This is a genomic window from Sandarakinorhabdus glacialis, from assembly GCF_014643455.1.
In the GTDB taxonomy this organism is placed as follows: Bacteria; Pseudomonadota; Alphaproteobacteria; order Sphingomonadales; family Sphingomonadaceae; genus Sandarakinorhabdus; species Sandarakinorhabdus glacialis.
Map to the genome: position 1 here is coordinate 29,772 of NZ_BMJM01000001.1, position 24,175 is coordinate 53,946.

23 protein-coding genes are annotated in these 24,175 nt (G+C 65.8%); 12 read left to right on the forward strand and 11 right to left on the reverse strand.

Features of this window, described 5'->3' with window-relative positions:
* Positions 1 to 41: 41 nt before the first annotated feature.
* The 3 genes from IEW98_RS00165 to IEW98_RS00175 are packed head-to-tail and all read right to left on the reverse strand — an operon-like array spanning position 42 to position 3,502.
* Positions 42 to 845, reverse strand: coding sequence for a crotonase/enoyl-CoA hydratase family protein (locus IEW98_RS00165; RefSeq protein WP_188760888.1), 804 nt, complete (start codon positions 843 to 845; stop codon positions 42 to 44).
* Positions 846 to 854: 9 nt separating this feature from the next.
* Complete coding sequence (locus IEW98_RS00170) at positions 855 to 1,562, reverse strand: NYN domain-containing protein (protein ID WP_188760889.1); 708 nt, start codon at positions 1,560 to 1,562, stop codon at positions 855 to 857.
* On the reverse strand, positions 1,562 to 3,502 hold the full coding sequence (locus IEW98_RS00175; protein ID WP_188760890.1) for a S9 family peptidase: 1,941 nt from the start codon (positions 3,500 to 3,502) through the stop codon (positions 1,562 to 1,564). Before IEW98_RS00175 ends, IEW98_RS00170 begins: the two co-directional genes overlap by 1 nt.
* Before the next feature lie 180 nt (positions 3,503 to 3,682).
* On the opposite strand from IEW98_RS00175, the gene IEW98_RS00180 reads away from it, so the two are divergent.
* The 4 genes from IEW98_RS00180 (at position 3,683) to IEW98_RS00195 (ending at position 7,509) form a co-directional block, all read left to right on the forward strand.
* The gene (locus IEW98_RS00180; RefSeq protein WP_188760891.1) at positions 3,683 to 4,981 is read left to right on the forward strand and encodes a spinster family MFS transporter; all 1,299 of its coding nucleotides are present in this window, start codon (positions 3,683 to 3,685) and stop codon (positions 4,979 to 4,981) included.
* 60 nt (positions 4,982 to 5,041) lie between these two features.
* The gene (locus tag IEW98_RS00185; RefSeq protein ID WP_188760892.1) at positions 5,042 to 5,941 is read left to right on the forward strand and encodes a haloalkane dehalogenase; all 900 of its coding nucleotides are present in this window, start codon (positions 5,042 to 5,044) and stop codon (positions 5,939 to 5,941) included.
* Positions 5,938 to 6,582 (forward strand): 2-hydroxychromene-2-carboxylate isomerase, encoded by a 645-nt coding sequence (locus IEW98_RS00190; RefSeq protein WP_188760893.1) that lies wholly within the window; start codon positions 5,938 to 5,940, stop codon positions 6,580 to 6,582. Before IEW98_RS00185 ends, IEW98_RS00190 begins: the two co-directional genes overlap by 4 nt.
* A gap of 387 nt (positions 6,583 to 6,969) precedes the next feature.
* Positions 6,970 to 7,509 (forward strand): PEPxxWA-CTERM sorting domain-containing protein, encoded by a 540-nt coding sequence (locus tag IEW98_RS00195; RefSeq protein WP_188760894.1) that lies wholly within the window; start codon positions 6,970 to 6,972, stop codon positions 7,507 to 7,509.
* 30 nt (positions 7,510 to 7,539) lie between these two features.
* Here the strand turns inward: IEW98_RS00195 and IEW98_RS00200 are convergent, their stop codons facing one another.
* Positions 7,540 to 9,303 (reverse strand): arylsulfatase, encoded by a 1,764-nt coding sequence (locus IEW98_RS00200; RefSeq protein ID WP_188760895.1) that lies wholly within the window; start codon positions 9,301 to 9,303, stop codon positions 7,540 to 7,542.
* A 119-nt stretch (positions 9,304 to 9,422) separates the two neighbouring features.
* On the opposite strand from IEW98_RS00200, the gene IEW98_RS00205 reads away from it, so the two are divergent.
* The 6 genes from IEW98_RS00205 (at position 9,423) to IEW98_RS00230 (ending at position 14,892) form a co-directional block, all read left to right on the forward strand.
* Entirely contained in the window at positions 9,423 to 9,809 is a 387-nt protein-coding gene (locus tag IEW98_RS00205) for a DUF4345 family protein (RefSeq protein ID WP_188760896.1), read from the forward strand.
* Between the two features lie 10 nt (positions 9,810 to 9,819).
* Entirely contained in the window at positions 9,820 to 11,502 is a 1,683-nt protein-coding gene (locus IEW98_RS00210) for a sulfatase-like hydrolase/transferase (protein ID WP_188760897.1), read from the forward strand.
* 15 nt (positions 11,503 to 11,517) lie between these two features.
* A complete protein-coding gene (locus tag IEW98_RS00215; protein WP_188760898.1) occupies positions 11,518 to 12,141 on the forward strand; it encodes a TetR/AcrR family transcriptional regulator in 624 nt (207 codons plus the stop codon).
* A gap of 237 nt (positions 12,142 to 12,378) precedes the next feature.
* On the forward strand, positions 12,379 to 13,215 hold the full coding sequence (locus tag IEW98_RS00220) for a TorF family putative porin (protein WP_188760899.1): 837 nt from the start codon (positions 12,379 to 12,381) through the stop codon (positions 13,213 to 13,215).
* A 166-nt stretch (positions 13,216 to 13,381) separates the two neighbouring features.
* Positions 13,382 to 13,837, forward strand: a complete 456-nt coding sequence (purE, locus tag IEW98_RS00225; RefSeq protein ID WP_188761406.1) for a 5-(carboxyamino)imidazole ribonucleotide mutase — start codon at positions 13,382 to 13,384, stop codon at positions 13,835 to 13,837.
* Positions 13,834 to 14,892 carry a 5-(carboxyamino)imidazole ribonucleotide synthase gene (locus tag IEW98_RS00230; RefSeq protein ID WP_188760900.1) on the forward strand — a complete coding sequence of 353 codons (1,059 nt, stop codon included), beginning with the start codon at positions 13,834 to 13,836 and terminating at the stop codon, positions 14,890 to 14,892. The genes purE and IEW98_RS00230 overlap by 4 nt, the downstream gene beginning before the upstream one ends.
* On the opposite strand, the gene IEW98_RS00235 is transcribed toward IEW98_RS00230, so the two are convergent.
* The 5 genes from IEW98_RS00235 to hisC all read right to left on the reverse strand — a co-directional run bounded on the left by IEW98_RS00235 (position 14,887) and on the right by hisC (position 21,362).
* Positions 14,887 to 15,357 carry a GNAT family N-acetyltransferase gene (locus IEW98_RS00235; RefSeq protein WP_188760901.1) on the reverse strand — a complete coding sequence of 157 codons (471 nt, stop codon included), beginning with the start codon at positions 15,355 to 15,357 and terminating at the stop codon, positions 14,887 to 14,889. The two genes, IEW98_RS00230 and IEW98_RS00235, sit on opposite strands and share 6 nt — an antisense overlap.
* Before the next feature lie 38 nt (positions 15,358 to 15,395).
* Entirely contained in the window at positions 15,396 to 16,121 is a 726-nt protein-coding gene (locus tag IEW98_RS00240) for a hypothetical protein (RefSeq protein ID WP_188760902.1), read from the reverse strand.
* 135 nt (positions 16,122 to 16,256) lie between these two features.
* Entirely contained in the window at positions 16,257 to 19,034 is a 2,778-nt protein-coding gene (locus IEW98_RS00245) for a M16 family metallopeptidase (protein ID WP_188760903.1), read from the reverse strand.
* Positions 19,035 to 19,259: 225 nt separating this feature from the next.
* Positions 19,260 to 20,165: a prephenate/arogenate dehydrogenase family protein gene (locus IEW98_RS00250; protein ID WP_188760904.1), complete on the reverse strand. Its 906-nt coding sequence runs from the start codon at positions 20,163 to 20,165 to the stop codon at positions 19,260 to 19,262.
* An 81-nt stretch (positions 20,166 to 20,246) separates the two neighbouring features.
* A complete protein-coding gene (gene hisC, locus IEW98_RS00255; protein WP_188760905.1) occupies positions 20,247 to 21,362 on the reverse strand; it encodes a histidinol-phosphate transaminase in 1,116 nt (371 codons plus the stop codon).
* A gap of 126 nt (positions 21,363 to 21,488) precedes the next feature.
* On the opposite strand from hisC, the gene metX reads away from it, so the two are divergent.
* Together metX and metW are read left to right on the forward strand one after the other, a co-directional pair.
* Positions 21,489 to 22,637 (forward strand): homoserine O-acetyltransferase MetX, encoded by a 1,149-nt coding sequence (gene metX, locus IEW98_RS00260; protein ID WP_188760906.1) that lies wholly within the window; start codon positions 21,489 to 21,491, stop codon positions 22,635 to 22,637.
* Positions 22,634 to 23,221 carry a methionine biosynthesis protein MetW gene (metW, locus tag IEW98_RS00265; RefSeq protein ID WP_188760907.1) on the forward strand — a complete coding sequence of 196 codons (588 nt, stop codon included), beginning with the start codon at positions 22,634 to 22,636 and terminating at the stop codon, positions 23,219 to 23,221. Before metX ends, metW begins: the two co-directional genes overlap by 4 nt.
* Here the strand turns inward: metW and IEW98_RS00270 are convergent.
* Entirely contained in the window at positions 23,218 to 23,607 is a 390-nt protein-coding gene (locus tag IEW98_RS00270) for a PaaI family thioesterase (protein ID WP_188760908.1), read from the reverse strand. The genes metW and IEW98_RS00270 overlap by 4 nt on opposite strands.
* On the reverse strand, positions 23,607 to 24,164 hold the full coding sequence (locus IEW98_RS00275) for a hypothetical protein (RefSeq protein ID WP_188760909.1): 558 nt from the start codon (positions 24,162 to 24,164) through the stop codon (positions 23,607 to 23,609). The genes IEW98_RS00270 and IEW98_RS00275 overlap by 1 nt, the downstream gene beginning before the upstream one ends.
* Between the last annotated feature and the right edge of the window lie 11 nt (positions 24,165 to 24,175).

Consider the following 24,175-nt stretch of genomic DNA (forward strand, 5'->3'; position numbering starts at 1 on the left):
GTGGGTGCCTCTGTCCCGCGGGTCAGATCTACCCGGACTTCTCACGTCCCTGTAAACACCGCCGGCCGCTTGCCCAGAAACGCGTCGACCGCCTCCCGGTGGTCATCCGTCTCATGCGCCAGCGCCTGGAACGCCGCCGACAATTCGAGCACCTCGTTCATCCCCGACGTCTGCGCCTCGCGCAGCAACCGCTTGGTCAAGCGCAGCGCCCGCGCCGGGTTCGCCGCAACCTTCTGCGCAAGCTCCATCGCGGTCTCCATCAACGCCGCATCGGGCACCACCCGCGACACCAGCCCGATTTCCTTCGCCCGCGCCGCATCGAAGCGCTCGCCGGTAAAGAACAGCTCCGCCGCCGTGGCATATCCCACCACCCGCGCCAGCGACCACGCCCCGCCATCGCCGGGAACGATCCCGACCTTGATGAAACTGCACGCGAACAGCGCCGATTCCGCCGCGATCCGCATGTCGCACAAACACGCCAGGTCGCACCCGAGCCCGACCGCATGGCCATTGATCGCCGCGATCGCCGGCACCTCGAGCGCCATCATCGCCCGCGTGATGCGCTGGACGCCGCGTTTGTAGTTGCCGCGCGTGCCATCAGGCCGGTCCATAGGTCCGATGCCGGTGCGGTCCTGCATCGCCTTCAGATTGCCGCCCGCCGAAAACGCCCGGCCGACACCGGTCAGGATCATCGCACTGATGCCGCTGTCATCCTCGACCGCCTCGATAGCGCGTACGAAATCGTCGCAGTCCTCGAGCGTGCCGACGGCGTTGAGCGTATCCGGCCGGTTGATCCGCAGGATCGCAACCTTGCCGACCGTCTCGCGCAGAATGAAATCGCCCATGCTCGCTCCCTACTTCACGCGCTTCACATACACGCCGCCGCCGGTGCGTCGTTCCACTGCAAAGCGTGGTATCGCCTCCACCAGTTCGGACAACCGGGCAAATCCGTAGTTGCGCGCATCGAAAGGTGATCGGTTGCCCGCCAGGCTGCCGACTTCCGAGAGGCTTGCAAAACCGCGTTCGTCCCGCTTCGATGCCGCCAGCGCATCGGTCAGCAGCGTGATCAGCCCCTCGTCGATCGGCTTCTTCACCGGCGCCGTGACCATATCGGTCTTGATCGCCGCCACGTCGATAAATCGCGTGCAAGCCTGGCGAAACGCCACCGGCGCCTTGTCCGTGCCGAACCCATACACCGGCAAGCCATCCTGCCGGATCCGCATCACCAGCGGCGCGAAATCGCTGTCGCTCGACATGATCCCGAACCCGTCGACCCGCCCACCGAACAGCAGGTCCATGCCGTCGATGGTCATCTTCATGTCGGTGGCATTCTTGCCCTTGGTGACATCGAACTGCTGGTGCGGCTCGATCGCATATTGATGCGAAATCTCCGACCAGCCTTTCAGCGACGGCTTGCTCCAATTGCCGTATGCCCGCCGGATATTGACCGTGCCAAGCTCGGCCAGCACGGTCAATACCGGATCGAGCGTCGACGGCGCCGCATTGTCGGCATCGATCAACAATGCGACGTTGGAGGTCCTGCGAACTTTGCCGTTGACCATTATTTCGCCGGCTTCAGATATTTGTCGAACCACCCGATCGTCCGGTCAAGCGCGTCCATCTGGTTCTCGCGCTTTTGAAACCCATGCCCCTCCGCCGGATAAAACACCGTCTCGACCACATTGCCCTTCGCCTTGAGCAAGTCGGCAACCTCCTGCGCCTGGCCGCGCGGCACCCGGATATCATTCTCGCCCTGCAAGCTCAGCAGCGGTGCCTTCGCCGCCTTCAGATACGTCATTGGCGACGACGCCTCGTACACACCCTTGAACTCGTCGGGCTTGCCGAGCAGCGTCCGCTGATACGCCTGCAAAAGCGCATCCTCGTCGCGGTACATCGTCCGCCAATTGATGATGCCGTATTGCTGGACTGCCGCCGCAAAGGCATCCGGCGCCCGCCCGATCGCCATCAGCGTCATGAACCCGCCATACGACCCGCCGGTGATCCCAACCCGCTTCGCGTCGACATATCCCGTCGCCACCAGGAAATCCTTTGCCGCCAGCGTGTCCTTCAGATCGCCGCCGCCCAGGTCCTTAAAATTGGCCTTTTGGAACGCCTCGCCATACCCCGACGAGCCGCGAAAATTCGGCGCGATCACCACATAACCGCGCGACGCCAGCGCCGCATTCTGCCGGCTGAAGCTGTCCTGCGTCTGCCCCGTCGGCCCGCCATGCGGCACCACGATCGCCGGGTTCGAGCCATCGCGCTTCAAATTGAACGGCATCGTCACCACCGCACTGATCAGCGTGCCGTCGAAGCTCCTGAACGTCACCACTTGCGATTTTGCCAGATTCGCCGGCTCGAGGCTCGCCATCGCCATCCGCGTCAACGGCGCCGTCGTGCCCGCCGCCAAGTCGGCCACGAACAGCTCCGAAGGCGTATCCGCCCCCGCATGGAGCACCAGCAACCGCTTGCCATCGGGCGTGAACGGCTGCGACGCGGGCACCGTGTTCAGCCCCGCCGGCAACCCCACCGGCGTCACCGCCATCGTGGCCACATCGACGAGCGACAGCGCCGACCGGCCATCGACATTGTCGCGCACCAGCATCCGGGTGCCGTCCGGCGACATCGCCGTCGCTTCCTGCTCCCACGGCGTCTCCGGCAGCCCGCGCCACTTGCCGGTCGCCGCGTCGAGGACCCCGGCGTGCCACTGGCCCGTCCCGATATTGGTCGTCGCGGCGATCGTCCGCCCATCGCCGCTGGCACCGTTGGCAATCGTCAGTTTCCCCGGCGTTCCCGCCAGCTTGACCGCCTTGCCGGTCGCAACATCGACCCGCCAGATCTCGCCCTCGGTCCCGCCGACATTCGACCGGTTGGCGATAATGGCCTTACCGCCGTCGATCCAGGCAACCGGGCTCCATATCCGCTGCGCATCCTTCTCGTCGGTCAGCATCCGCGACGTGCCGCTCGCCGCATCGATCACCGCCAGATTGACCTGGCCCTCGCCCTTGCGCTTGGCGCCAAATGCCAGCTGCCCGGCGTCCGGTCCCGGCAAGATGCCCTGCTCGTCGACTTCGGCCGTGTTCGACACATTCCGCACCGGGCCGCCGCCGCCCGGCACGGCGTATATGTCGTGCATCTCGTTGCCGCCGCGATCCTGGCCGAAATACAGCAGCTTGCCATCGCGAGACACCGCAAGGTCGCCCTGGCCGTCGTCCGATTGTGTCATCTGCACCGGCCAGCTGCCGCCCGCATCGACCCGCCAGATATTCTGCCGCCCGGTGAAATTGGTTACGAGAATTAACTGCCGACCATCGGCACTCCACGCCGAAGACCCGATCGACCGGCTATAGACCAGGTCTGGCAACGGTATCGCCGCCGCTGCCGGGTTCGCCGCCGAAACCAGTGACTTCGGATCGGTAAGCGGACGCTTGGGCGATGGCACAGCCGCGCCCGCCGCTGCACCCAGCATTACCGACCCCAGCAGCATGGCTTTCAACAACATCGTCGGTCCCCCCCGGTTAACGCTATCGACCTATCGCATTGGGGAAGGCGTGGCCACAAGGCTCTGCCGGCGGTGCCTCGGGGCTTGCCAATCGGTAATCTTCCCGGCACCGTGCCCTTGCAACCAAGTGCCGGATACCGGCCGAAAAACAACCGCCGCAACGCCGGCCGGGGAGTTATCATGGCCACCGCCGCCGCTACGCCGACCGAACGCGTCACCTCCGAGCGGCTGCTGCTCTGGACGCTGCTCACCGTCTATATCTTCAACTTCCTCGACCGCCAGATCGTCACCATCCTCGCCGAACCGATCAAGCGCGACCTTGGGCTGTCGGATACCCAGCTCGGCCTGATGACCGGGCTGGCGTTCGCGCTGTTCTACGCCCTGCTCGGCATCCCGATCGCCCGCTATGCAGATCGCCCGCACTCGAACCGCGTCGGCATCATCTCGGTGTCGCTGGTGATGTGGTCGGCGATGACGGCGCTATGCGGCATGGCGCAGAATTTCTCGCAATTGCTGGTGGCACGCGTCGGCGTCGGCGTCGGCGAGGCCGGCTGCACCCCTGCCGCGCACAGCCTGATCTCCGACATGGTGCCCGTCGAGCGCCGCGCCTCCGCCATCGCCTTCTACGGCCTCGGCATCTCAATCGGCGGCCTGATGGGCATGATCCTCGGCGGCTTTCTCGCCGATACCATCGGCTGGCGCCGCGCCTTCCTGTTCGTCGGCGCGCCCGGCGTGCTGCTCGCCATCTTCGTCTGGTTCGCGCTGCGCGATCCGCGCGGCGGCAGCATTGCCGTCGCCTTGCGCGCCAAGGCCCCCAGCGTCCCGCAATTGACGGCGCGCGCGGCGCTCCGCGAAGTCTTCAGCAGCCGCGCCTATGTCATGCTCGCCATCGCCGGTGGCCTTGTCGCCTTTCTGTCCTATGGCAAGGGCGTCTGGGCAGCGATCTTCTTCATCCGCACGCATGGATTGACGCCGGGCCAGACCGGCCTCTGGCTCGGGCTCGTCGCCGGAATTGCCGCGCTGATCGGCACCTGGGCCGGCGGCTGGATCGCCGATCGCTATGGCCGCACCAACCGCCGCCACATGCTCACCGCTCCGGCCGTCGGGCTGGCGGTCGCGGCACCGATCCTGTTCCTCGCCTATAACGCCACCGACTGGCGCATGGCGCTGGTGCTGCTGTTCGTCCCTACCGTCCTCAACGCGCTTTATTACGGCCCGACCTACGCCATCGCCCAGCAACTCGTCCGCCCGGAGGCGCGCGCCATGGCGACCGCGATCATGGTGTTCGCCCAGAACCTCATCGGGCTGGGGTTAGGGCCGTTGTTCTTCGGCATGATGTCGGATTATTTCAAACCGATGGCCGGCGAGGAAAGCGTCCGCTGGGTGCTTTACGGCGCATCTTGGCTCGGCCTCATCCCGGCATTCTTCTTCTGGCGCGCCTCGCTTCACCTCAACCGCGAGCTTGCCGCCAAAGCCTGATTGACGTCCCCCCGGCTTAATGGCACGATAAATGCCACAACTAGCCGGGGAGTTCGTCAAATGCAGGTCCTGCGCACGCCCAATGACCGATTTGCCGGCCTCGACGGCTATGCTTTCGCACCGCATTATTCGCAGGTCACAGACGCCACCACCGGCCAGACCCTGCGCATCCACCATATCGACGAAGGCCCCCGCACCGCCGCCCCCATCCTGCTCCTCCACGGCGAACCGAGCTGGTCCTACCTCTACCGCAACTTCGTCGGCCCCCTTGCCGACGCCGGCCACCGCGTCATCGCCCCCGACCTCATCGGCTTCGGCAAATCCGACAAGCCCGCCGACCGCGCCGACTATAGTTTCGAGCGCCACGTCGAATGGATGAGCGACTGGCTCACCGGCCTCGACCTGACGAACATCACGCTCTTCTGCCAGGATTGGGGCGGCCTCATCGGCCTCCGTCTGGTCGCCAAATTCCCCGATCGCTTCGCCCGATTGGTCATCGCCAACACCGGGCTCCCGACCGGCACCGGCTCGTCGCCCGGCTTCGACCAATGGCTGAAGATCAGCCAGACCATCCCCAATTTCCCGGTCGGCAACATCGTCAACATGGGCAGCTCGCGCGAACTTTCATCCGCCGAGATCGCCGCGTATGACGCGCCGTTCCCCGACGAAACCTACAAGGAAGGCGCTCGCCAGTTCCCGATGCTCGTCCCGGTCACCCCCGAACATGCCTCGGTGGCCGAAAACATCGCCGCCTGGAAAATCCTCGAAGCCTTCCCCCGCCCGGTCCTCACCACCTTCTCGGACAACGATCCCGTCACCAAGGGCGGCGAGGTCGCCATCCAGGCCCGCTTCCCCGGCGCCGCCGGCCAACCGCACGTCATCGTCCCCGGCGGGCATTTCCTCCAGGAAGACAGCCCCGAGCGCCTGACCCGCCTCATCCTCGATTTCATCGCGTCATGAGCCAGACATTCGACCTGTTCTGGTCGTTCCGCTCGCCATACAGCTATCTGCTGACCCCGCGCATAGTCGATTTGTGCCGCGATCACGACGTCATCTGCAACGTCCGCATCGTCTATCCAATAGCCGTTCGCCATGCCGATTTCTTCGCTCAAGCCGACCCGCTCTGGGCACCCTATCTGGTCAAGGACACCTATCGCACCGCCGAATTCCTCGGGCTGCCCTATCGCTGGCCGCGCCCCGACCCGGTCGTGATGGACCCCGCCACCCGCACCTATCCCGCCGCGCAGCCCCATATCCACCGCCTCAGCCATTTGGGGGTCGCCGCCGCCGAGCAGGGCAGGGGCCTCGCGTTCATCGACCAGGTCAGCGCCCTCATCTGGAACGGCCACACCGACAATTGGCACGAAGGCAACCACCTCGCCAACGCCGCCGCCCGCGCCGACCTCGACCTCGCCGACCTCGACGCGAAGATCGCCGCCGACCCCGCCCACTATATCTCCCAGGTCGAAACCAACCAGGCCGACCAGCGCAAGCGCGGCCACTACGGCGTCCCCCTCATGGTCCTGAACGGCGAACCCTTTTTCGGCCAGGATCGTTTCGACCAGCTGAAATGGCGGCTCGAGCAGAAGGCGGTGCTCTAACGGTGGCGCGGTTATCTTGGCTGCGTCGTTCGCGTCAGAACGACGAGCCACCATCAAGTCCGCGCCCATACATGCCGTTACTATGGGGAAGCCGACTGGCCGGATCATCTCTGCACCTGCAAGCCGTGTGATCACCAACGCAGGCTTGATTGGGGGCACACATCGACTGTGGATACCAGTCGTGAACCTGTCACAGTGTTCAATCATTTGTGTTCGTGCGGCGCCTCCATGCATGCGGCGGATCGCAGCAAAACTGTAAGAAATATTTACATTCCCGAAACCAATTAACTACTAACCCGTTGATTACGTTACGCTCTGTATTTGGCCCAGAACTTGCTCATGTAAAATCAACCGGCAAAAGCTGCGGGTGATATGGGGTAAGATTATATGATGAAGTTGGTTTCCATTGCTGCAGCAACGGCTGCACTGGCACTTGTCGCAACACCGGCAGCAGCCGCTACGCTGCTCGGCCAGACCGTTGGCATCCAGTATATCTTCCCGAATACTACGACGGTGTATTCGGACCTTGGAACCAATCTCGTCGGCACCGATGGTCCGACTGACGGGATCGGCTATTTCGACCTTTCTTTCTCGGACACGAGCATCACCGCGGACTTCAAGTCGGAGGCTACCTGGTCAGGCGCCGATTTCAACGGTTTCCGGGTCTATGACGTCAACGATGCCATCACCGCGATAACAAGTGTTTCGCTGTTGTCGACAAACATGGTCGGACTTGATCTGTCACGTATCACTTTCGACGCGAACAATATCTATGTGAACTGGAATGGCCTGGCGTTCAACAACGACACGATCGTTACACTGGGCGTCAACGCCGCCGTCCCCGAGCCAGCGACCTGGGCAATGATGATTGCCGGTTTCGGTCTTGTCGGTGCAGCAATGCGCCGCAAGGCGATGCTCGCAGCCTAGTCCCTGCACCACTCGATCAAGCCGCCGGCTCTACGCCGGCGGCTTTTTCGTGCCGCCTCCCGGCGACTGCGCCCGCCGCCGCCGCCAAGCCACCACGCCCCCGATCACCAGCCCCAACCCGCCAGCCGCCCACATCAGCACCGGCTGCAACCGCGGCCACAACAGGTCATCGATCGCATTCGCCCTGATCTGCGCCGGCGCGCTATATTCCCCCGGCATCGCCAGCACGCCCTCGCGCTTGGCCCACCTCGCATACTCCGCCTGCATCGCCGCGAAAGCCGCCGGCATCGCCCCCGCCAGGTCGCGCGTCTCGCCCGGATCGCGGACGATATCGTACAGCGCCCAGTTTCCGTTCCCATAAGGCGGCAGGTTCCGCACCAGCTTCAAATCGCCCCTGAACAGCACCGCATTGCCCGAAAGCTCATACCCCAGGCTCTCCGCCGCGCCTCTCACCCCCGCCGCGCCCGCCAACATCGGCATAAGGTCATGCCCTGCCAACGCCCCCACCAACGGCACCCCCGTCGCCGCCAGTAGCGTCGGCACCACATCGACCACATGCGCAAACCCGCCCGCGACAATCCCCTTCGCCACCGCCGGATTCCCCGGCCACGCGACAATCATCGGCACCCTCAGCCCACCCTCGCTGGCGCTGAACTTGTACCCCCGCAGCGGCGAAGATACCGCACTGGCGAACCCCGCGCCGATGGCGGTCAACGATCCCGGCCGCCCCTGTTCCTGCGGCCGCGTGTCGTACAGATATTGCGCGTTCAACCGCGTAAAGGCCTGCGCCATCGGGTCGATCGCCTCGCCGCCATTGTCCGACAGGAACACGAATATCGTGTCCTCATACTGCCCACTCGCCTTCAGATGCGCCACCAGCCGGCCGATCTCGCGGTCCATCGCCGTCGCCATCGCGGCATAGGCCTCCATCGCCCGCGCTCGCTGCGCCCGCTGCTCCGGCTTCAGCCCATCCCAATCCGGCGTCGATCCCATCCGCACCATCGCCGTTCCCGCCGGCATCACTCCGCGCGCAATCGCCCCCGCCCGCCGCTCGTGCCGCAACCGCGTCCACCCGCCCGCATACCGCCCGCGATACGCCGCGATATCGCTATCCGCCGCCTGCACCGGGATATGGTTCGCCAGGAAATTCACCGACGCCAGGAACGGCCGCCCCCGGTCGCCGCCGTCCAGATATTCGATCATCCTGTCGACGATCAACCGCGACGAATAGAACTCCTTAGGCAGCACCGCCGGCTTGCCGTCCTCGGTCCAGTCGGCCTTGTCGTACAGCAACAGATTGGGCTTGTTCGCAAAATTGTCCGCTCCCGACTGCGACAGCGCCAATGCCCGGTCATACCCACGCCCCGTCGGCAAATTTGCCGGCACATGCCCCAAATGCCATTTGCCGGTGAAATACGTCCGGTATCCCGCCGGCCGCAGCCGCTCGGCGATCGTCGTCACCCGGTCGCTCATCTCGGTCTCGTACCCCGGCCGGCCGCGATGCTCCGGCGGGATCGTCTCGGGCATGTTGCCCAGCCCTGCCCGGTGGCTGGGCGCCCCCGTCTGCAGCATCGCCCGCGTCGGCGCACAGGATCCCGCCACATGAAAGTTGGAAAACCGCACCCCAGCACCCGCCAGCGCATCGATATTCGGTGTCGCCATCTCCCCGCCAAAGGCCCCGACATCGGAAAATCCCCAGTCGTCGGCAACCAGCACGACGATGTTCGGCCGCGCCGAAGCCGCGCTCCCCAGCAGCAGCGCCATCACAGCCAGCGAGCCCCGCACTTTCCTCATCCGGCCATCATAGCCTGTCAAATATGGCACAATCAATGTCGAAACATTGCAGCCATCGCCAAACCGGATTATGCTGCGCACAATCGGGCACGAGAATCATCCTCGGGGGGACTATTGCCATGAAGACCATCCTGCGCGTCGCTATCGGCCTCGTCGCCCTGTTCATGCTCGCCGTCGGCCTCGGCTTCCTGTTCGCCCCGGCCCAGCTCGCCGCCGGCTTCTTCCTGTCCCCGACCACCCCGCAAGGCCTCGCCACGCTGCGCGCCGACTTCCCCGGCTTCTTCATCGGCGTCGCGGTGTTCGCACTGATCGGCGCCTGGACCGGACAATCCCGCCCCTTGCTGGTCCCCATCTTCATGGTCGCCATCGCCTTTTTCGGCCGCATCGTCAGCATCCTCGTCGACGGCGTGCTCCCCACCACCGCCCAGCCGATGATCGTCGAGGCAGTCATGCTGATCGTCCTCCTCCTCGGCTGGCGCAACTTCGATCGCGGCACCGCCAGATGAGGCCCGCCCAATGAAGCGCTGGCCCGGGATCCTGCTCGGCGCCACCGCTGCCGTGGCCGCCGGCCTTTACCTCTCCAGCGACACTATAAAGCTCCACGCCGCCGGCTGGCTCGGCGGCCCGACCGCCCCCAACCACCCGGTCGCCTGGGCCAAGGGCCCCGCCATCCCGCCTGCCGGCCAACGCCCACCCAACATCATCCTGATCCTCGCCGACGACCTCGGCATCAACGATATCAGCCTGACCGGTACCGGGGCAGGGGGCGTCCCCACCCCCAACATCGATGCCATCGGCCATCAGGGTGTCACCCTCGCCAACGGCTATGCCACCAACGCCACCTGCGCCCCCTCGCGCGCCGCTTTGATGACCGGGCGCTATGCCACCCGCTTCGGCTATGAATTCACGCCCACCGACACCCGCCTGCCGTCATGGTTGCCCGCCGGCGTCTTCCGCCCCGATGTCATGTTCGCCCGCAACATCGCCGCCTTCCCGTCCGACTGGGACCGCAAGCCGATCTTCGACGAAGCCGCCGCCGCCCGCGCCGCCGCCCCCGGCGCCAAGGGCATGCCCGCCGCCGAAATCACCATCGCCGAGCAAGTGAAAACTCGCGGCTACCACAATATCCACCTCGGCAAATGGCACCTCGGCGAGGCACCGGGCATGCGTCCCGAACACCAGGGCTTCGACGAAAGCCTCGGCTTCATCGTCGGCGCGCAGATGTCCCTTCCCGAACACGACCCCACCGCCGTCAACGCAAAGCAGGCCTTCGACCCGATCGACAAGTTCCTTTGGGCCAACCTGCCGTTCGGCGTGCAGTTCAACGGCGGCCCCCGCTTCGCCCCAGACCGCTATATGACCGATTACCTCACCGACGCCGCGGTCACCGACATCCGCAACAACCGCAACCGGCCGTTCTTCCTCTATCTCGCCTATAACGCCGCCCACACCCCGCTCCAGGCGCTCAGGTCCGATTACGACGCCCTGCCGCAGATCAAGGACCACACCGCCCGCGTCCATGCCGCCATGATCCGCGCCATGGACCGCGGCGTCGGCAAGATCCTCGCCGAGCTGAAGGCACAGGGCCTCGACGACAACACCATCGTCATCTTCTCGTCGGACAACGGCGGCGCCCATTACATCGGGCTGCCCGACCTCAACAAACCCTATCGCGGCTGGAAAGCGACCTTCTTCGAAGGCGGCACAAAAGTCCCCTTCATGATCCGCTGGCCCGGCCATATCGCGCCCGGCACCACCTACGCCCCGCCGGTCAGCCAGTTCGACATCTACGCCACTGCCAGCGCTGCCGCCGGCGCTGCGCTGCCCAAGGACCGTACCATCGACGGCGTCGACATCATGCCCTTCCTGTCCGGCACCGCCCGCGGCATTCCCCACCAGCAACTGTTCTGGCGCAGCGGCGCCTATCGCACCGTCCGCGACGGCAACTGGAAGCTCCAGTCGCTCGACTTGCCGCGCCGCAACCTGCTCTACGATCTCGCCGCCGATCCCACTGAGCGACACGACCTCGCCGCCGCCAACCCGGCCAGGGTCAAGGACTTGCTTGCCGCCCTCGCTGCCCATGATGCAAGTCAGGCAAAGTCGGCCTGGGACTCACTCGTCCGCGCCCCGATCGCGATAGACCGTCCGCTAGGCACGCGCCCGGTGCCCGGCGAAGCCTATGCCTATTGGTCCAACTAGTCTAACTCGCTGGCAATGGGGATGACATCGCAGCAGCGCACCGAACCTTCGACCGACGGGCGCCGCCGGCGGTCCGAGGTCAGCCGTGACCGGATCGTCGCGGCGATGCTCGCCCTTGTCGAGGAAGGCGCCATCTCGCCCAGCGCGGAGGACGTCGCCGTCCGCGCCCGCGTCGGCCTGCGCAGCGTGTTCCGCCACTTCAGCGACATGGACAACCTTTATGCCGAAATGACGCTGCGGCTGGCGCAAGGCTATGAAACGGCACTGGCTCCCTTCGAATCGAGCGACTGGCGCGGCCGGCTTGTCGAAGCCACCGAGCGGCGCACCGCAATCTTCGAAAGATTGCTGCCCTTCAAGCGCGCCGCCGACGCTCATCGTCACGAATCGCCCGCCATCCAGTCGCACCATGAAGGCATCACGCTGATGCTCCGCACCCGCCTCCTTGCGCTGATGCCGCCGCACCTCGAAAACAACACCATCGTCTTCGAAAGTCTCGACCTGCTGCTCAGCATCGACACCTGGGCCCGGCTGCGCTTCGAACAGGCGCTCACCCCCGAAATCGCGCGCGACGTCATCACCGCCCAGATCGGCCTGCTGATCAAGGAACAGGCTCCTCTTTGTCCCGCACAGCCGAATTGATCGAAAATGACACGGCGGCCATCTTCCGTGCAACTCTCGGCCTGTCCGACGTGGCAATTTAGCAACACATTGTTACAACTTGTAGGCTAATGCTGCATTGCAGCTATACACGCCAGCCGATCTCGCCTTACGGTCCGTGCAACTGATCGGACTCGTTCCCCACCGGCCGCAAGGCCTCGAGAGGCACAGCCACCAGGTGGGAGAGGGACATTAACCCCATACAGAGGGAGATGTTCCATGCGTCATACACTCGCCAGCGCCATCCTGTCCGCGTCGATCGCCGCGCTCGCCATCGCTGCGCCTGCCGCCGCGCAGGACGTCGAAGCCACGCCCGATTTCAAGGCATCGGGCTCGGTCGCGCTCGTCACCGACTATCGTTTCCGCGGCGTCTCGCAGTCCGACAAGGGCTTCGCCATCCAGGGCGGCCTCACCGGTTCCCATAAAAGCGGCGCCTATGCCGGTTTCTGGGCCTCCAACCTCGCCGGCTGGGGCACCTTTGGCGGGCCCAACCTCGAACTCGACCTGTTCGGCGGCATCAAGTTCCCGGTCGGTGCCGGCGCCCTCGACATCGGCCTGACCTGGTACATGTATCCAGGCGGCGCCCAGATCACCGATTTCGCCGAGCCTTACATCAAGCTCAGCGGCACAGCTGGCCCGGTCTCGCTGCTCGCCGGTGTCGCCTATGCCCCCAGCCAGGAAGCGCTCGGCAACTGGTACAACACCCCCGAAAGCGTCGTCGGCGACAAGGAAGACAATCTCTACATCTGGGGCGATGCAGCCGCCGGCATTCCCGGCACGCCGCTGACCATCAAGGGCCACATCGGCTATTCGGACGGCAACCCCGGCCTGGGCCCCAACGGCACCAGCGTCGCGCCGACCGGCTCGTACTGGGATTGGCTGGTCGGCCTCGACTATGTTCTCGGCCCGGTCACCTTCGGCGTCGCCTATGTCGATACCGACATCAGCACCTCGAGCGTCGAATATCTGCGCCTGCAGCCGAACTTCTCGTCGACCAAGGACGGCTCGACGATCGCCGGCAGCAAGGTGCTGTTCTCGATCTCCGCCGCCTTCTGATCGGGCGACGTCCAGAGATCACAGAAGGGCCGCGGTGCATCCGCGGCCCTTTTCGCGTCCCGCTTCGCCTGCCATTGCCCTCGCCCTGCCGCATCCCTAAGGTCCGCCGCTTCCTGCGCTCAAGGGGGGAGCTTCAGTCTTGATCCAGCCGCTCGTCGGCATCATCATGGGATCGTCGTCCGATTGGGCGACGATGAGCCATGCCGCCGAAACCCTCGCCGCGCTCGGCATCCCGCACGAAACGCGGGTCGTCAGCGCCCACCGCACCCCGCAACGTCTTTACGAATATGCACAATTGGCCGCGGGCAGGGGCCTCAAGGTCATCATCGCCGGCGCCGGCGGCGCGGCGCATTTGCCCGGCATGGCCGCCGCGATGACCCACCTGCCGGTGCTCGGCGTCCCCGTCGAATCAAAGGCGCTCAGCGGCATGGACAGCCTGTTGTCCATCGTCCAGATGCCCGGCGGCGTGCCCGTAGGCACCCTCGCCATCGGCAAGCCCGGCGCCATCAACGCCGCGCTCCTCGCCGCCGCCATCCTCGCCTTGTCGGACCCCGAACTCTCCTCGCACCTGCAGGCATGGCGCGCCGCCCAAAGCGACAGCGTCGCGGAAACGCCCGAATGATCGCTCCCGGCGCAACCATCGGCATCCTCGGCGGCGGTCAACTCGGCCGCATGCTGGCGCTCGCCGCCGCCAACATGGGCTACCGCGTCCACATCTACGCCCCCGAACATGAACTCCCCGCCGGCGACGTCTCGGCCGAGGTCACCCGTGCCGGCTACGACAACACCGCCGCGCTCGATGCCTTCGCCGCCGCCGTCGACGTCGTCACCTTCGAATTCGAAAACATCGACACCACCGCCATCCGCCACCTCGCCGGCCAGGTCCCCGTCCACCCCGGCGCCGACAGCCTCGAAATCGCCCAGGACCGCCTCGCCGAAAAACGCTTCGTCGAAGGCCTAGGCGGCCGTCCTGCCGCCTACCACGCCGTCGATTCGCGCGCCGACCTCGATGCCGCCATCGCCGATCTCGGCTGCCCCGCCATCCTGAAAACCCGCCGCATGGGCTATGACGGCAAGGGCCAGGCGCGCATCCACAGCCCCGCCGACGCTGCCGCGGCATGGGACACCATCGGCCAGCGCCCCGCCATCCTCGAAGCCTTCGAGACCTTCAGCCACGAATTCTCGGTCATCCTCGCCCGCAGCGAAGCCGGCGAGATCGTCTCATGGCCCGTCGCCCACAATATCCATGACAACGGCATCCTCGCCTCCAGCCACGTCCCCGCCCCCGCCGCCATCGCAGGCCACATCGCCGCGGCCACCGCGCTCTCCCACACCGTAATCGAGGCCCTCGGCCATGTCGGCGTCCTCACCCTCGAATTCTTCGCCACCCCGACCGGCCCGATATTCAACGAGATGGCCCCCCGCGTCCACAACAGCGGCCACTGGTCCATCGAGGGCGCGCGCACCTCGCAGTTCGAAAACCACATCCGCGCCATCTGCGGGCTGCCGCTCGGCGACACCCGCCTCACCGCCGACACCGTCCTCATGAAAAATCTGCTCGGCGACCATGTCCACGACTGGCACGCCCTGCTCGCCGATCCCGGCGCCCACCTCCACCTCTACGGGAAGAGCGAGATCAAGCCCGGCCGCAAGATGGGACACGTCACCTGGCTATAACGTCTTGAACATCACCAGCGCATCCACATACCCCTTTTCCGGATGCAAAAACGCCCCCGGCAACCGCCCCACGACGTCAAAACCGACCGCTTCCCACAATCGCACCGCCCGCTCATTGACGCTCACCACGAAGTTGAACTGCATCGCCCGATACCCCCGCGCCCGCGCCAGCTCCTCCGAGTGCGCAAACATCGCCCGTGCCGCCCCCGCCGCCGCACTCATATACCCGCAGTTGCAGACATGCCCGCCGCCCCCCGCCTGGTTGGCTCGCAGGAAGTACGTTCCCACCACGGTCCCATCCACTTCCGCGACAAACGTCTCCCGATCCGCCCCTAGCCAATATTCCAGCGCCGCCGCTTCGCCCATTTCCCGGTCGAGCGCATAGGTCTCCCCCGCCCGTACCACCGGCCGCATGATCGTCCATATGGCAGCATCATCGACAGGCAGGGCAGGGCGGACCAACATGCCTCCCCGCCTGCCTGCAACCTCCCCCGCACGCAACCCTAACCCAGCAACCCCCGCGCAAAGCCCTGCCAGGCCTCGGTCCGGCTCGCCAGCACCCGCAGCGGCTGCGTCACCACGAAAAATCCCCCCACCCACAACGTCACCGGATGCAACTGCCCGCGCGTCCTGAAATCAAACACCGCCAGCGCCGCCACGAACACGTCGCTCAGGATCATGCCGCCCACCGGCAACGGCAACGGCAGCTCGGTCATCCGCCAGATCCGCGCCAGCGGCGTCGTCGCCAGCGCCACGGTCGCCAGCAGCATCAGCCGTTTATGATAGCCAGCCTGCTGCCGCATCACCACGCCCGCGGCACACAGCCCGCCGAACATCAGGATATTGGCCAGCGGAAACATCAGGAACACCGGCTGGTTGCGCAGCGGCCCACCCCCGCCGCGCCGCCCGCTCTCGATGGCAACGACGATCCCGAGCACGACGATCGCCGTCGCCAGCACGGCGCCGATCATGCCGCTGGTCCGGTGCAGGTCAACCCGCCGCGCCGCTACCAGCGAAGTCTGCCCCATGAAAAAGAACATCCACGCGGTGAACACGACACCGTGGAGATGCACGAGTGGCGTCAGCGCCGGCGCGGCAAACATCGGCGCCAAATAATAAGTCTGCGCAAACCCGGCGAAAGTAACCAGCAACAGCGCCCCCGCCGCGCCGGAAAAGAACAGCCGTTCGCGGCGAGGCTTCCACCGCGGCGCCAGGACAATGCTCACCATGCGGCGACCCCCCCGACATTTCGAATGTAACGCAACGCAACTACTACGACGCGGTAATGTACATTCGATTGGGGCCGCGGGATTGGACGAAAGCGACAGACCGTCCGTGCTCAGGCAGATCTACCCACAAAGAGTTCAGCGCACCTCGATCGGCAACCCCAGCTTGGCCAATTGCGGCTCGACGACCTTGCGATCCCCCACCACGACCCAGACGAAATTGTCGGTCGACAGCAATCTCGCCGCCTCGTTCAACTGCGCCGCAGTCAATGCCGTCAACCGCCCGACCAGCTTGCCGTAATAGTCATCGCCGCGCCCGAGCAGCGCATTCTTCTCGATCGCCCCCAGCAACGCCGCGCCGCGCTCGAAATCGCCCGGCAACGACCGCACCGAATTGTTGATGCTGTTGTCGCGCTCGGCGGTGGTGATCGGCTTGGGCCCGCGCAACGCTTTCACATCGGCGATCATCGCGGCGATCGAATCGGCCGTCCGGTCGGCCTGCACCGGCGCGATGATTTGTGAGGTCACCCGGTCCTCGGCATCGCCGATCCCGGCGCCGACGCCATAGGCCCAGCCTTTCTCCTCGCGAATGTCCATGTTCAACCTCGAACTGAACAGCCCGCCCAATATGTCGTTCGCCGCGCGCAGCGCGATCGGATCGTCGCGGCCCTTGATCGGCAGCACGGTGCCGCCGCGGATATAGCTTTGCGGGCTGTCGGGCCGGTCGACCAGGATGATCCGCGACCCCGAAACCGCCGGGATCGCCGGGAAGGCCTTGGTCCCCTTCGGCGTCGCCGGGTCGGCCTTCCAGCCGCCGAAACTCGCCTCGAGCAACGGCTTCATCTCGGCCATGTCGATATCGCCGACAACGAAGATCCGCACATTGTCGGGCCGGATCCAGCGCTTGTGCCACGCCAGCAGGTCGGCGCGCGTCACCGCCGAGACGCCCTCTGCCGTCCCGGATCCCGACGACGGCACGCCATAGGGATGGTCGGGGCCATACAGCACCACCGGCAGGATCCGCCGCGTGATGCTGCCCGGATCGGCTTCCTCCTGCGCGATCCCGGTCAACGTCTGGCCGCGCACGCGCTCGAGTTCGGCGGCATCGAACGCCGGCCGCTGGGTCACGTCGGCCAGCAGCGCCAGCGACGCCGGCAAGTTCGGTTTCAGCGCGCTCAGCGAGATTCGCGTCCGGTCGGGCCCGGCGCCGGCGCCGATGCTCGCCCCCAGCCGCTCGCGAGCCTCGGCGATCTGTGGCCCGGTCATCGACGCCGTACCCTCATCGAGCAACGTCAGCGCCAGCCCCTGGATGCCCAGCCGCTTGCGATCGTCGGCCGCGTGCCCGGCGTCGAACGACAGCGTCATCTGCACCACCGGCACCGTATCGCGCCTGGCCAACTCGACCTGGATGCCGTTCGACAGCGTCGCCCGCTCGATCGGCGCCACCGTCAGCGACGGCGACGCGCCCGCCACCGGCGCCGGCATCCGCTTGACGATCGTCACCGGCGTCGCGGCCGGTATCGCGGCCTTCACCACCGCCGCCGCTTCGCTGGGCTCGCGCTTGCCCGGCAACACAGTCTGCCGGTAATCGCCGCGCGCCAGCCACTTGCGCGCCGCCGCCGCCACGCTTGCCGGCGTCGCTGCCGAATAGGCCTTCAGCTCGGTCTTGTAGAAATCGGCATCGCCGGCAAAAACCGCACCCTCCGCCAGCGCGACCGCCTTGCCGCCCGAACCGCCGACGGCTTCCAGCCCGCGAATGGTGCCCGCCACGTTGCGCGTCGCCACCCGCGAAACCTCGTCCGCCGTCGGGCCGTTCTTCAGAAAATCCGCCATTACCGCGTCGATCCGCGCTTCGACGGTCTTGGGATCGACATCCTTGGCAACCGTCGTATCGATCGACGCCATCGACACCTTCTCGAACGCCTGCGCCCCGCCCGAAACCGAAACCGCCAGCTTCTTGTCGCGCACCAGGTCGTTATAAAGCCGCGACGACGTCCCGCCCGCCAGGATCGTCAGCGCGATGTCGACCAGCGGCGCCTCGGGGTCCATCCGGCCCGGCGTAACCCAGTTGCGGCTCAACGCCGGCGTCGGCACCTGGTCATGCATCGTCTCGCGCCGTGTCTCGGTCCACACCGGCACCGGCGCCTCGTACCGCGTCACCTTCGGACCCGAAGGAATATCGCCGAAATACTTCGCCGTCAGGCGCTTCGCCGTCGCGACATCGATGTCCCCGGCCAGCACCAGCACGGCATTGTTCGGCCCATAGTTGCTGCGGAACCAGTTCCGCACGTCCTCCATGCTCGCCGCGTCGAGATCGGCCATGCTGCCGATTGTCGAGTGCCGATACGGATGCCCCTCGGGGAACAGCGCATTCAATGTCGCATATTGCGTCAACCCGAGCGGGTTGTTGTCGCCCTGCCGCTTCTCGTTCTGCACCACCGCACGCTGGGTGGCGAGCATTTCGGGCGTCACCGCGCCCAGCATGTGCCCCATGCGATCCGATTCGTAAAACAGCGCCAGTTCGAGCGCTGGTGTCGGCACGTCCTGGAAATAATTGGTCCGGTCGAACCAGGTCGTCCCATTCAAATTGGTCGCGCCGATATCCTCGAGCGTCTTGATATACGACCCCTTGTTGTTCTCGCTGCCGCCGAACATCAGATGCTCGAACAGGTGGGCGAACCCGGTCTTGCCCTTGGGCTCGTCCTTTGACCCGATATGATACCAGACGCTGACGGCGACGATCGGCGCCTTGCGATCGGTATGGACGATCACCCGCAAGCCGTTGGGCAAGGTGAAATCCTCATGCGGAATATCGACGCTCTTGATCAGCTCCGAAACCGGGGCCGGGGCCACCGCCAAAACCGGCGCCGTCAAGCCGGTGGCAAGCAAAAGAGCAGCAACGATCGAAAGGCGCATGAAATCTCCGGGCAAACCATAGGCAATGGTTTCGCACATCCGCTACCGCCGCGCCAATGACCCGATAATGAACCCATCTTCTTGTCCTCCCCCTCAGGGGGGAGGCGACTCGCCCTTCGGCGAGCGGGAGGGGGTGGCGGCCCCACAGCACCACCACTCCCGCATGGTGCAACCTGTCATCCCGGGCTCGACCCGGGACCCAGCTTCTTCGTTCCAGCTCGCCCCCTAATGCGGCCGCCCGAAATCGGCCGTATCAATATCCTGCCCCTCGTCGATAATTCCCCGCCGGATTTCCCGCGTCCGCGTGAACAGCGCTTCCAGCGTATCCCCTTCACCCCAACGAATGGCCCGCTGCAACGCCGTCAGATCCTCGGTAAACCGACCCAAAGTCTCCAGCACCGCCTCGCGATTGTTCAGGAACACATCGCGCCACATCACCGGGTCGCTCGCCGCAATCCGCGTAAAATCCCGAAACCCGCCAGCCGAAAACTTGATGACTTCCCCTTGAGTCACCGTCTCCAGATCACTCGCCGTACCAACGATCGAATAGGCGATCAGATGCGGCAGATGCGACGTCACCGCCAGCACCCGGTCATGATGCGCCGCGTCCATCGTCTCGACCTTCGCCCCCAGCAACCGCCAGAAATCCGCCAGCCGCTCGGTCTGCCAGGCCTCGACCTCCGCCGGCGGTGTCAGGATGCACCAGCGCCCGGTAAACAGGCTGGCAAACCCCGCATCCGGCCCCGATTTCTCGGTCCCCGCCACCGGATGCGCCGGGATGACGATCACGCCGGGCAGGGCGGCCATCAGCGCGTTCAGCACCTTTTCCTTCACCGACCCGACATCGGAAACCACCGCCCCCGGCGACAATTCCCCGGCAATCTCCGCCGCGACAGCACCCATCGCCCCAACCGGCACCGCCAGCACGACAAGGTCTGCATCGACAACCGCCGCCCCGGCATTCTCGGTCACATCATCCGCCAGATCGAGCGCCAAAACCCGCGCCCGAACCTCCGCATCCCCATCCGAAACCGTCAACCGCACAGTCGGCATATTCTCCCGAACCGCCCGAGCCAATGAAGACCCGATCAACCCCATCCCAACAATCGCCACCCGAGAAAAAAGCAACACTTTACCTCCCCCTCAAGGGGGGAGGCGACTCGCCTCTCGGCGAGCGGGTGGGGGTGTCTCCCCCAACCGGAAAAACCAAAATCACCCCGCAACCCCCCCAACAAACCGCCGCAAAGACTCCGCCGCAGCCCGCGTCTCCCCCTCCGTCCCCACCGAAATCCGAATACACCGCGGCATCGCCTGCACCGCCAGATACCGCGCGATAATCCCATCCTCCAGCAAAGCCGCATTCGCCGCCGCCGCCGTCAAAGGCCCATCTTCCGCAAACTCGACCAGCACGAAATTCGCCGCCGAAGGTATCGCCCGCAGCCCCGCATTGCCCAGCGCCTCGACCTCCCCCGCAAGCCATTCCCGCCACGCAATCGTATGCGCCCGCGTCTTCTCCACCCAATCCACATCGGCCAGCGCCGCAATCGCCCCCGCCTGTCCCGTCGCCGGCACATTGAACGGCGCCCGGATCCGATGCATCGCATCAATGAGTGCCGGCGCCGCATAGGCCCAGCCAACCCGCTGCGCCGCCAACCCATAAATCTTCGAAAACGTCCGCAGCGCGACGACATTGGGAAACGCCTTCACCAGCGCCAGCCCGTCCTCATATTCCCCCTCGGCAAATTCGGCATAGGCCGCATCGAGCGCAAACACGCAATCCGCCGGCAACCCCGCATGCAGCCGCCGCACTTCAGCCGCCGAAATCAGCGTTCCCGTCGGATTGTTCGGATTGGCGAGGAAAACCACCTTCGTCCGCTCGGTAACCGCCGCCAGCACCGCATCGACATCACAGGTATAATCGACATCGGGCGCCACCACCGGTACCGCCCCCACCCGCCGCGCCGCAATGTCGTAGACGGCAAACCCGTACCGCACATACAGGACCTCGTCGCCCGGCCCGGCAAACGCCCCGGCCACCAGGTGAATCAGCTCGTCCGACCCGGTCCCGCAAATAATCTGCGCCGCCTCGATACCATGCCGCGCCGCCAACGCCTCGCGCAGCGCCGTCGACGCCGGATCGGGATAAAGATGGCTGGCCCCCAAAACCGCGGTCATCGCCGCAACGGCTTTGGGCGACGGCCCGAACGGATTTTCGTTCGACGACAATTTCGCCACCACCGGCCGCGCATCGAGGCTGGCCTTGCCGGGAACATAGGCGTGGATCGCCTCGACATAAGGCTTCATGACGGGTGCGGGTGCGGAACTCATGCGCGGGCTTTAGGGCCAAATCCGGTGCCGCGAAAGGGCAAGTCCGCCCGCATGCCGGCCGTCTCCCGTCCAAGGGCGCAAACCGCCCCCGTGACAACCGGTCAACAACCCCGTAACGCCCGGACAATGGCTTCCGCTCGCCCCGAAAACACCGACAATCGCCGCGGCCTCGATCGCCGGGTGACCATCCCCGGCGATTTCGCGCTGACCGGCGGGCAAGCATTGCCGGCCCTCGAAATCGCCTATGAAACCTATGGCGACCTCAACGCCGACGCCTCGAACGCCATCCTGATCTGCCACGCGCTGACCATGGACCAATATGTCGCTGGTCATAATCCGCGAACGGGCAAGCCCGGCTGGTGGCCCCGCCTCGTCGGCCCCGGCAAGCCGATCGACCCCGACCGCCACTTCATAATCTGCAGCAACGTCCTCGGCGGCTGCAACGGAACGACGGGCCCCGGAAACGTCAACCCGCTGACAAATCAGCACTACGCCATGACGTTCCCGGTCATCACCATCCGCGACATGGTCAACGCCCAGGCCGCCCTGCTCGACCATCTCGGTATCGAAACCCTCGCCGCCGTCGTCGGCGGCTCGATGGGCGGCATGCAGGCGCTCGACTGGGCCGTCGCCCATCCGCACCGCGTCCGCTCGGTCGTCGCCATCGCCACCGCCGCCCGCCATTCGGCGCAAAACATCGCCTTCCACGAAGTCGGCCGCCAGGCTATCATGGCCGACCCTAATTGGTCAGGCGGCGCCTATCCCCTTGATAAACAACCCGTCGCGGGCCTCGCAGTGGCGCGCATGGCCGCCCATATCACCTATCTGTCGGAGGAGGGCCTGACCGAAAAATTCGGCCGTCGCCTCCAGGACCGCGACACCCCCGGTAGCCCCCAGCCCGGTTTCGGCTTCGACGCCGAATTCCAGGTCGAATCCTACCTCCGCCACCAGGGCCTGTCGTTCACCCAGCGATTCGACGCCAATTCCTACCTCTACATCACCCGCGCCATGGATTATTTCGATCTCGGCGCCCCCCACGACGGCGTCCTCGCCAAGGCCTTCGCCGGCACCAAAACCCGCTTCGCCCTCGTCAGCTTCACCAGCGACTGGCTCTATCCTACTGCAGAATCACGCAGAATTGTCCGCGCCCTCAATGCCGCAGGCGCCGCCGTCAGCTTCGTCGAACTCGAAAGTCCCTTCGGCCACGACGCCTTCCTCCTCGACGCCCCCGAAATGATCCGCGTCGTCGACGGTTTTCTGCGAGCCGGAACTTGAGCCTCCGCCCCGACCTCGCCGCCGTCGCCGATGCCGTCCCCGCCGGCGCCCGCGTCCTCGACATCGGCTGCGGCGACGGCGCCCTTCTCGCCCACCTCCGCGACACCAAGAGCGTCGACGCCCGCGGCATCGATGTCAGCGCCGCCAACGTCGCCACCGCCGTCGCCCGCGGGCTATCGGTGGTCCAGGGCGACGCCGATGCCGACCTCGCCGACTACCCCGACGCCGCCTTCGACATGGCAATCCTGTCCGACACCCTCCAGGCCATGCGCGCCCCCGCGGTGGTCCTCCCCGAGCTCGTCCGCATCGCCCGCCGCGCGGTCGTCAGCTTCCCCAATTTCGGCCATTGGCGGGTCCGCGGTTCGATCCTCATCGGCGGCCGCATGCCTGTTACCAGTACCTTACCCGTCAGCTGGCACGAAACCGCCAACATCCACCTTTGCACCATCGACGACTTCCGCGCCCTCGTCGCCGACCTCGGCCTGCGCATCGAAAGCGCCGTCTTCCTCTCCGCCGGCCACCGCCGCCAGCGCCTCGCCAACCTCATGGCCGAACAGGCCGTCTTCGTCTTGAAGCGCCCCTAAAGCACCATCTGCGTCTGCATCGTCACGCTGATCAACTTTTCGCCCACCATCACCCGCGTCGTCCACACCGACGTCCGCCGCCCGACATGCTCGGGCGCCGACGTCGCTGTCAGCCGGCTGCCCACCGGCGCCGCGCCGATCATGTTGGTCTTGCTGTCGATCGTCGTCGTCCCCTTGGCGCCTTCGGGCAGCACCATGAAGCCGCCCGCCGCCCCGGCGAAATCCGCCAGCGTCATCAGGAACCCGCCATGCGCCGTGCCCCCCGCCGTGCAATATTCGGGCTTCAGCACGACTTCCACGACCACGCCGGCCGCGTCGCAGCGCATCACCTCGAATCCCAGATGCGCCGAAAACGGCACCATCCTGACGATCGCCTCGAAGTCCATCAAGTCGCTCCCACCAAGCTTTCGACCGCATCGACCCGCCCGATCATGGCGGGTCGCAGGCCGTCCCGCTTGCCGACCAGCACCAGGTGCCAGCGATCCGGCACCGCCGCCACCTGCCAGTCGAGCACCTCGAACATCGCCTCGCCGAGCACCGCTTCGAGCCCCTTGCGCGACCATCCCGTCCCCTGCCACGGTCGCCGCGCCTTGACGACGAACACTGCCAGCCCCGCCGGTGCCAGCACCCGCCAGATCTCGCGCAAACTCGCCTTCGCCGCTAACCGGGGCAGGGGGGTCGTCACCAACGCCCTGTCGAACACCGCCTCGTAAAACGGCAGCCGCAGCGCGTCGGCCACGATCGGTCCGACCTGGCCCGGCCACACCACCTGCACAAACCGTTCGAACCCCTCGGCTGGCGGCATCGCCACACCCGGCGGCGGATTTCCGGCAACCAGCAAGCGCACATGCCGGCCACCCGCCAGCAATCGCGCCAGACCTGAGCCGCCAGCGCCGATCACTGGCACCAGAACCGCCGCCGCCGCACCTTCGTCACCGATCACAGCGAGCGCGC

Coding starts and splice junctions, on each gene's coding strand:
- IEW98_RS00210 (WP_188760897.1), top strand. CDS start 9,820: ATGAAGCGCTGGCCCGGGATCCTGCTCGGCGCCACCGCTGCCGTGGCC.
- hisC (WP_188760905.1), bottom strand. CDS start 21,362: ATGAGTTCCGCACCCGCACCCGTCATGAAGCCTTATGTCGAGGCGATC.
- metX (WP_188760906.1), top strand. CDS start 21,489: ATGGCTTCCGCTCGCCCCGAAAACACCGACAATCGCCGCGGCCTCGAT.
- IEW98_RS00175 (WP_188760890.1), bottom strand. CDS start 3,502: ATGTTGTTGAAAGCCATGCTGCTGGGGTCGGTAATGCTGGGTGCAGCG.
- IEW98_RS00215 (WP_188760898.1), top strand. CDS start 11,518: ATGGGGATGACATCGCAGCAGCGCACCGAACCTTCGACCGACGGGCGC.
- IEW98_RS00195 (WP_188760894.1), top strand. CDS start 6,970: ATGATGAAGTTGGTTTCCATTGCTGCAGCAACGGCTGCACTGGCACTT.
- IEW98_RS00240 (WP_188760902.1), bottom strand. CDS start 16,121: ATGGTGAGCATTGTCCTGGCGCCGCGGTGGAAGCCTCGCCGCGAACGG.
- purE (WP_188761406.1), top strand. CDS start 13,382: ATGGGATCGTCGTCCGATTGGGCGACGATGAGCCATGCCGCCGAAACC.
- IEW98_RS00190 (WP_188760893.1), top strand. CDS start 5,938: ATGAGCCAGACATTCGACCTGTTCTGGTCGTTCCGCTCGCCATACAGC.
- IEW98_RS00220 (WP_188760899.1), top strand. CDS start 12,379: ATGCGTCATACACTCGCCAGCGCCATCCTGTCCGCGTCGATCGCCGCG.
- IEW98_RS00230 (WP_188760900.1), top strand. CDS start 13,834: ATGATCGCTCCCGGCGCAACCATCGGCATCCTCGGCGGCGGTCAACTC.
- IEW98_RS00200 (WP_188760895.1), bottom strand. CDS start 9,303: ATGAGGAAAGTGCGGGGCTCGCTGGCTGTGATGGCGCTGCTGCTGGGG.
- IEW98_RS00245 (WP_188760903.1), bottom strand. CDS start 19,034: ATGCGCCTTTCGATCGTTGCTGCTCTTTTGCTTGCCACCGGCTTGACG.
- IEW98_RS00185 (WP_188760892.1), top strand. CDS start 5,042: ATGCAGGTCCTGCGCACGCCCAATGACCGATTTGCCGGCCTCGACGGC.
- IEW98_RS00170 (WP_188760889.1), bottom strand. CDS start 1,562: ATGGTCAACGGCAAAGTTCGCAGGACCTCCAACGTCGCATTGTTGATC.
- IEW98_RS00235 (WP_188760901.1), bottom strand. CDS start 15,357: ATGTTGGTCCGCCCTGCCCTGCCTGTCGATGATGCTGCCATATGGACG.
- IEW98_RS00270 (WP_188760908.1), bottom strand. CDS start 23,607: ATGGACTTCGAGGCGATCGTCAGGATGGTGCCGTTTTCGGCGCATCTG.
- IEW98_RS00165 (WP_188760888.1), bottom strand. CDS start 845: ATGGGCGATTTCATTCTGCGCGAGACGGTCGGCAAGGTTGCGATCCTG.
- IEW98_RS00205 (WP_188760896.1), top strand. CDS start 9,423: ATGAAGACCATCCTGCGCGTCGCTATCGGCCTCGTCGCCCTGTTCATG.
- IEW98_RS00180 (WP_188760891.1), top strand. CDS start 3,683: ATGGCCACCGCCGCCGCTACGCCGACCGAACGCGTCACCTCCGAGCGG.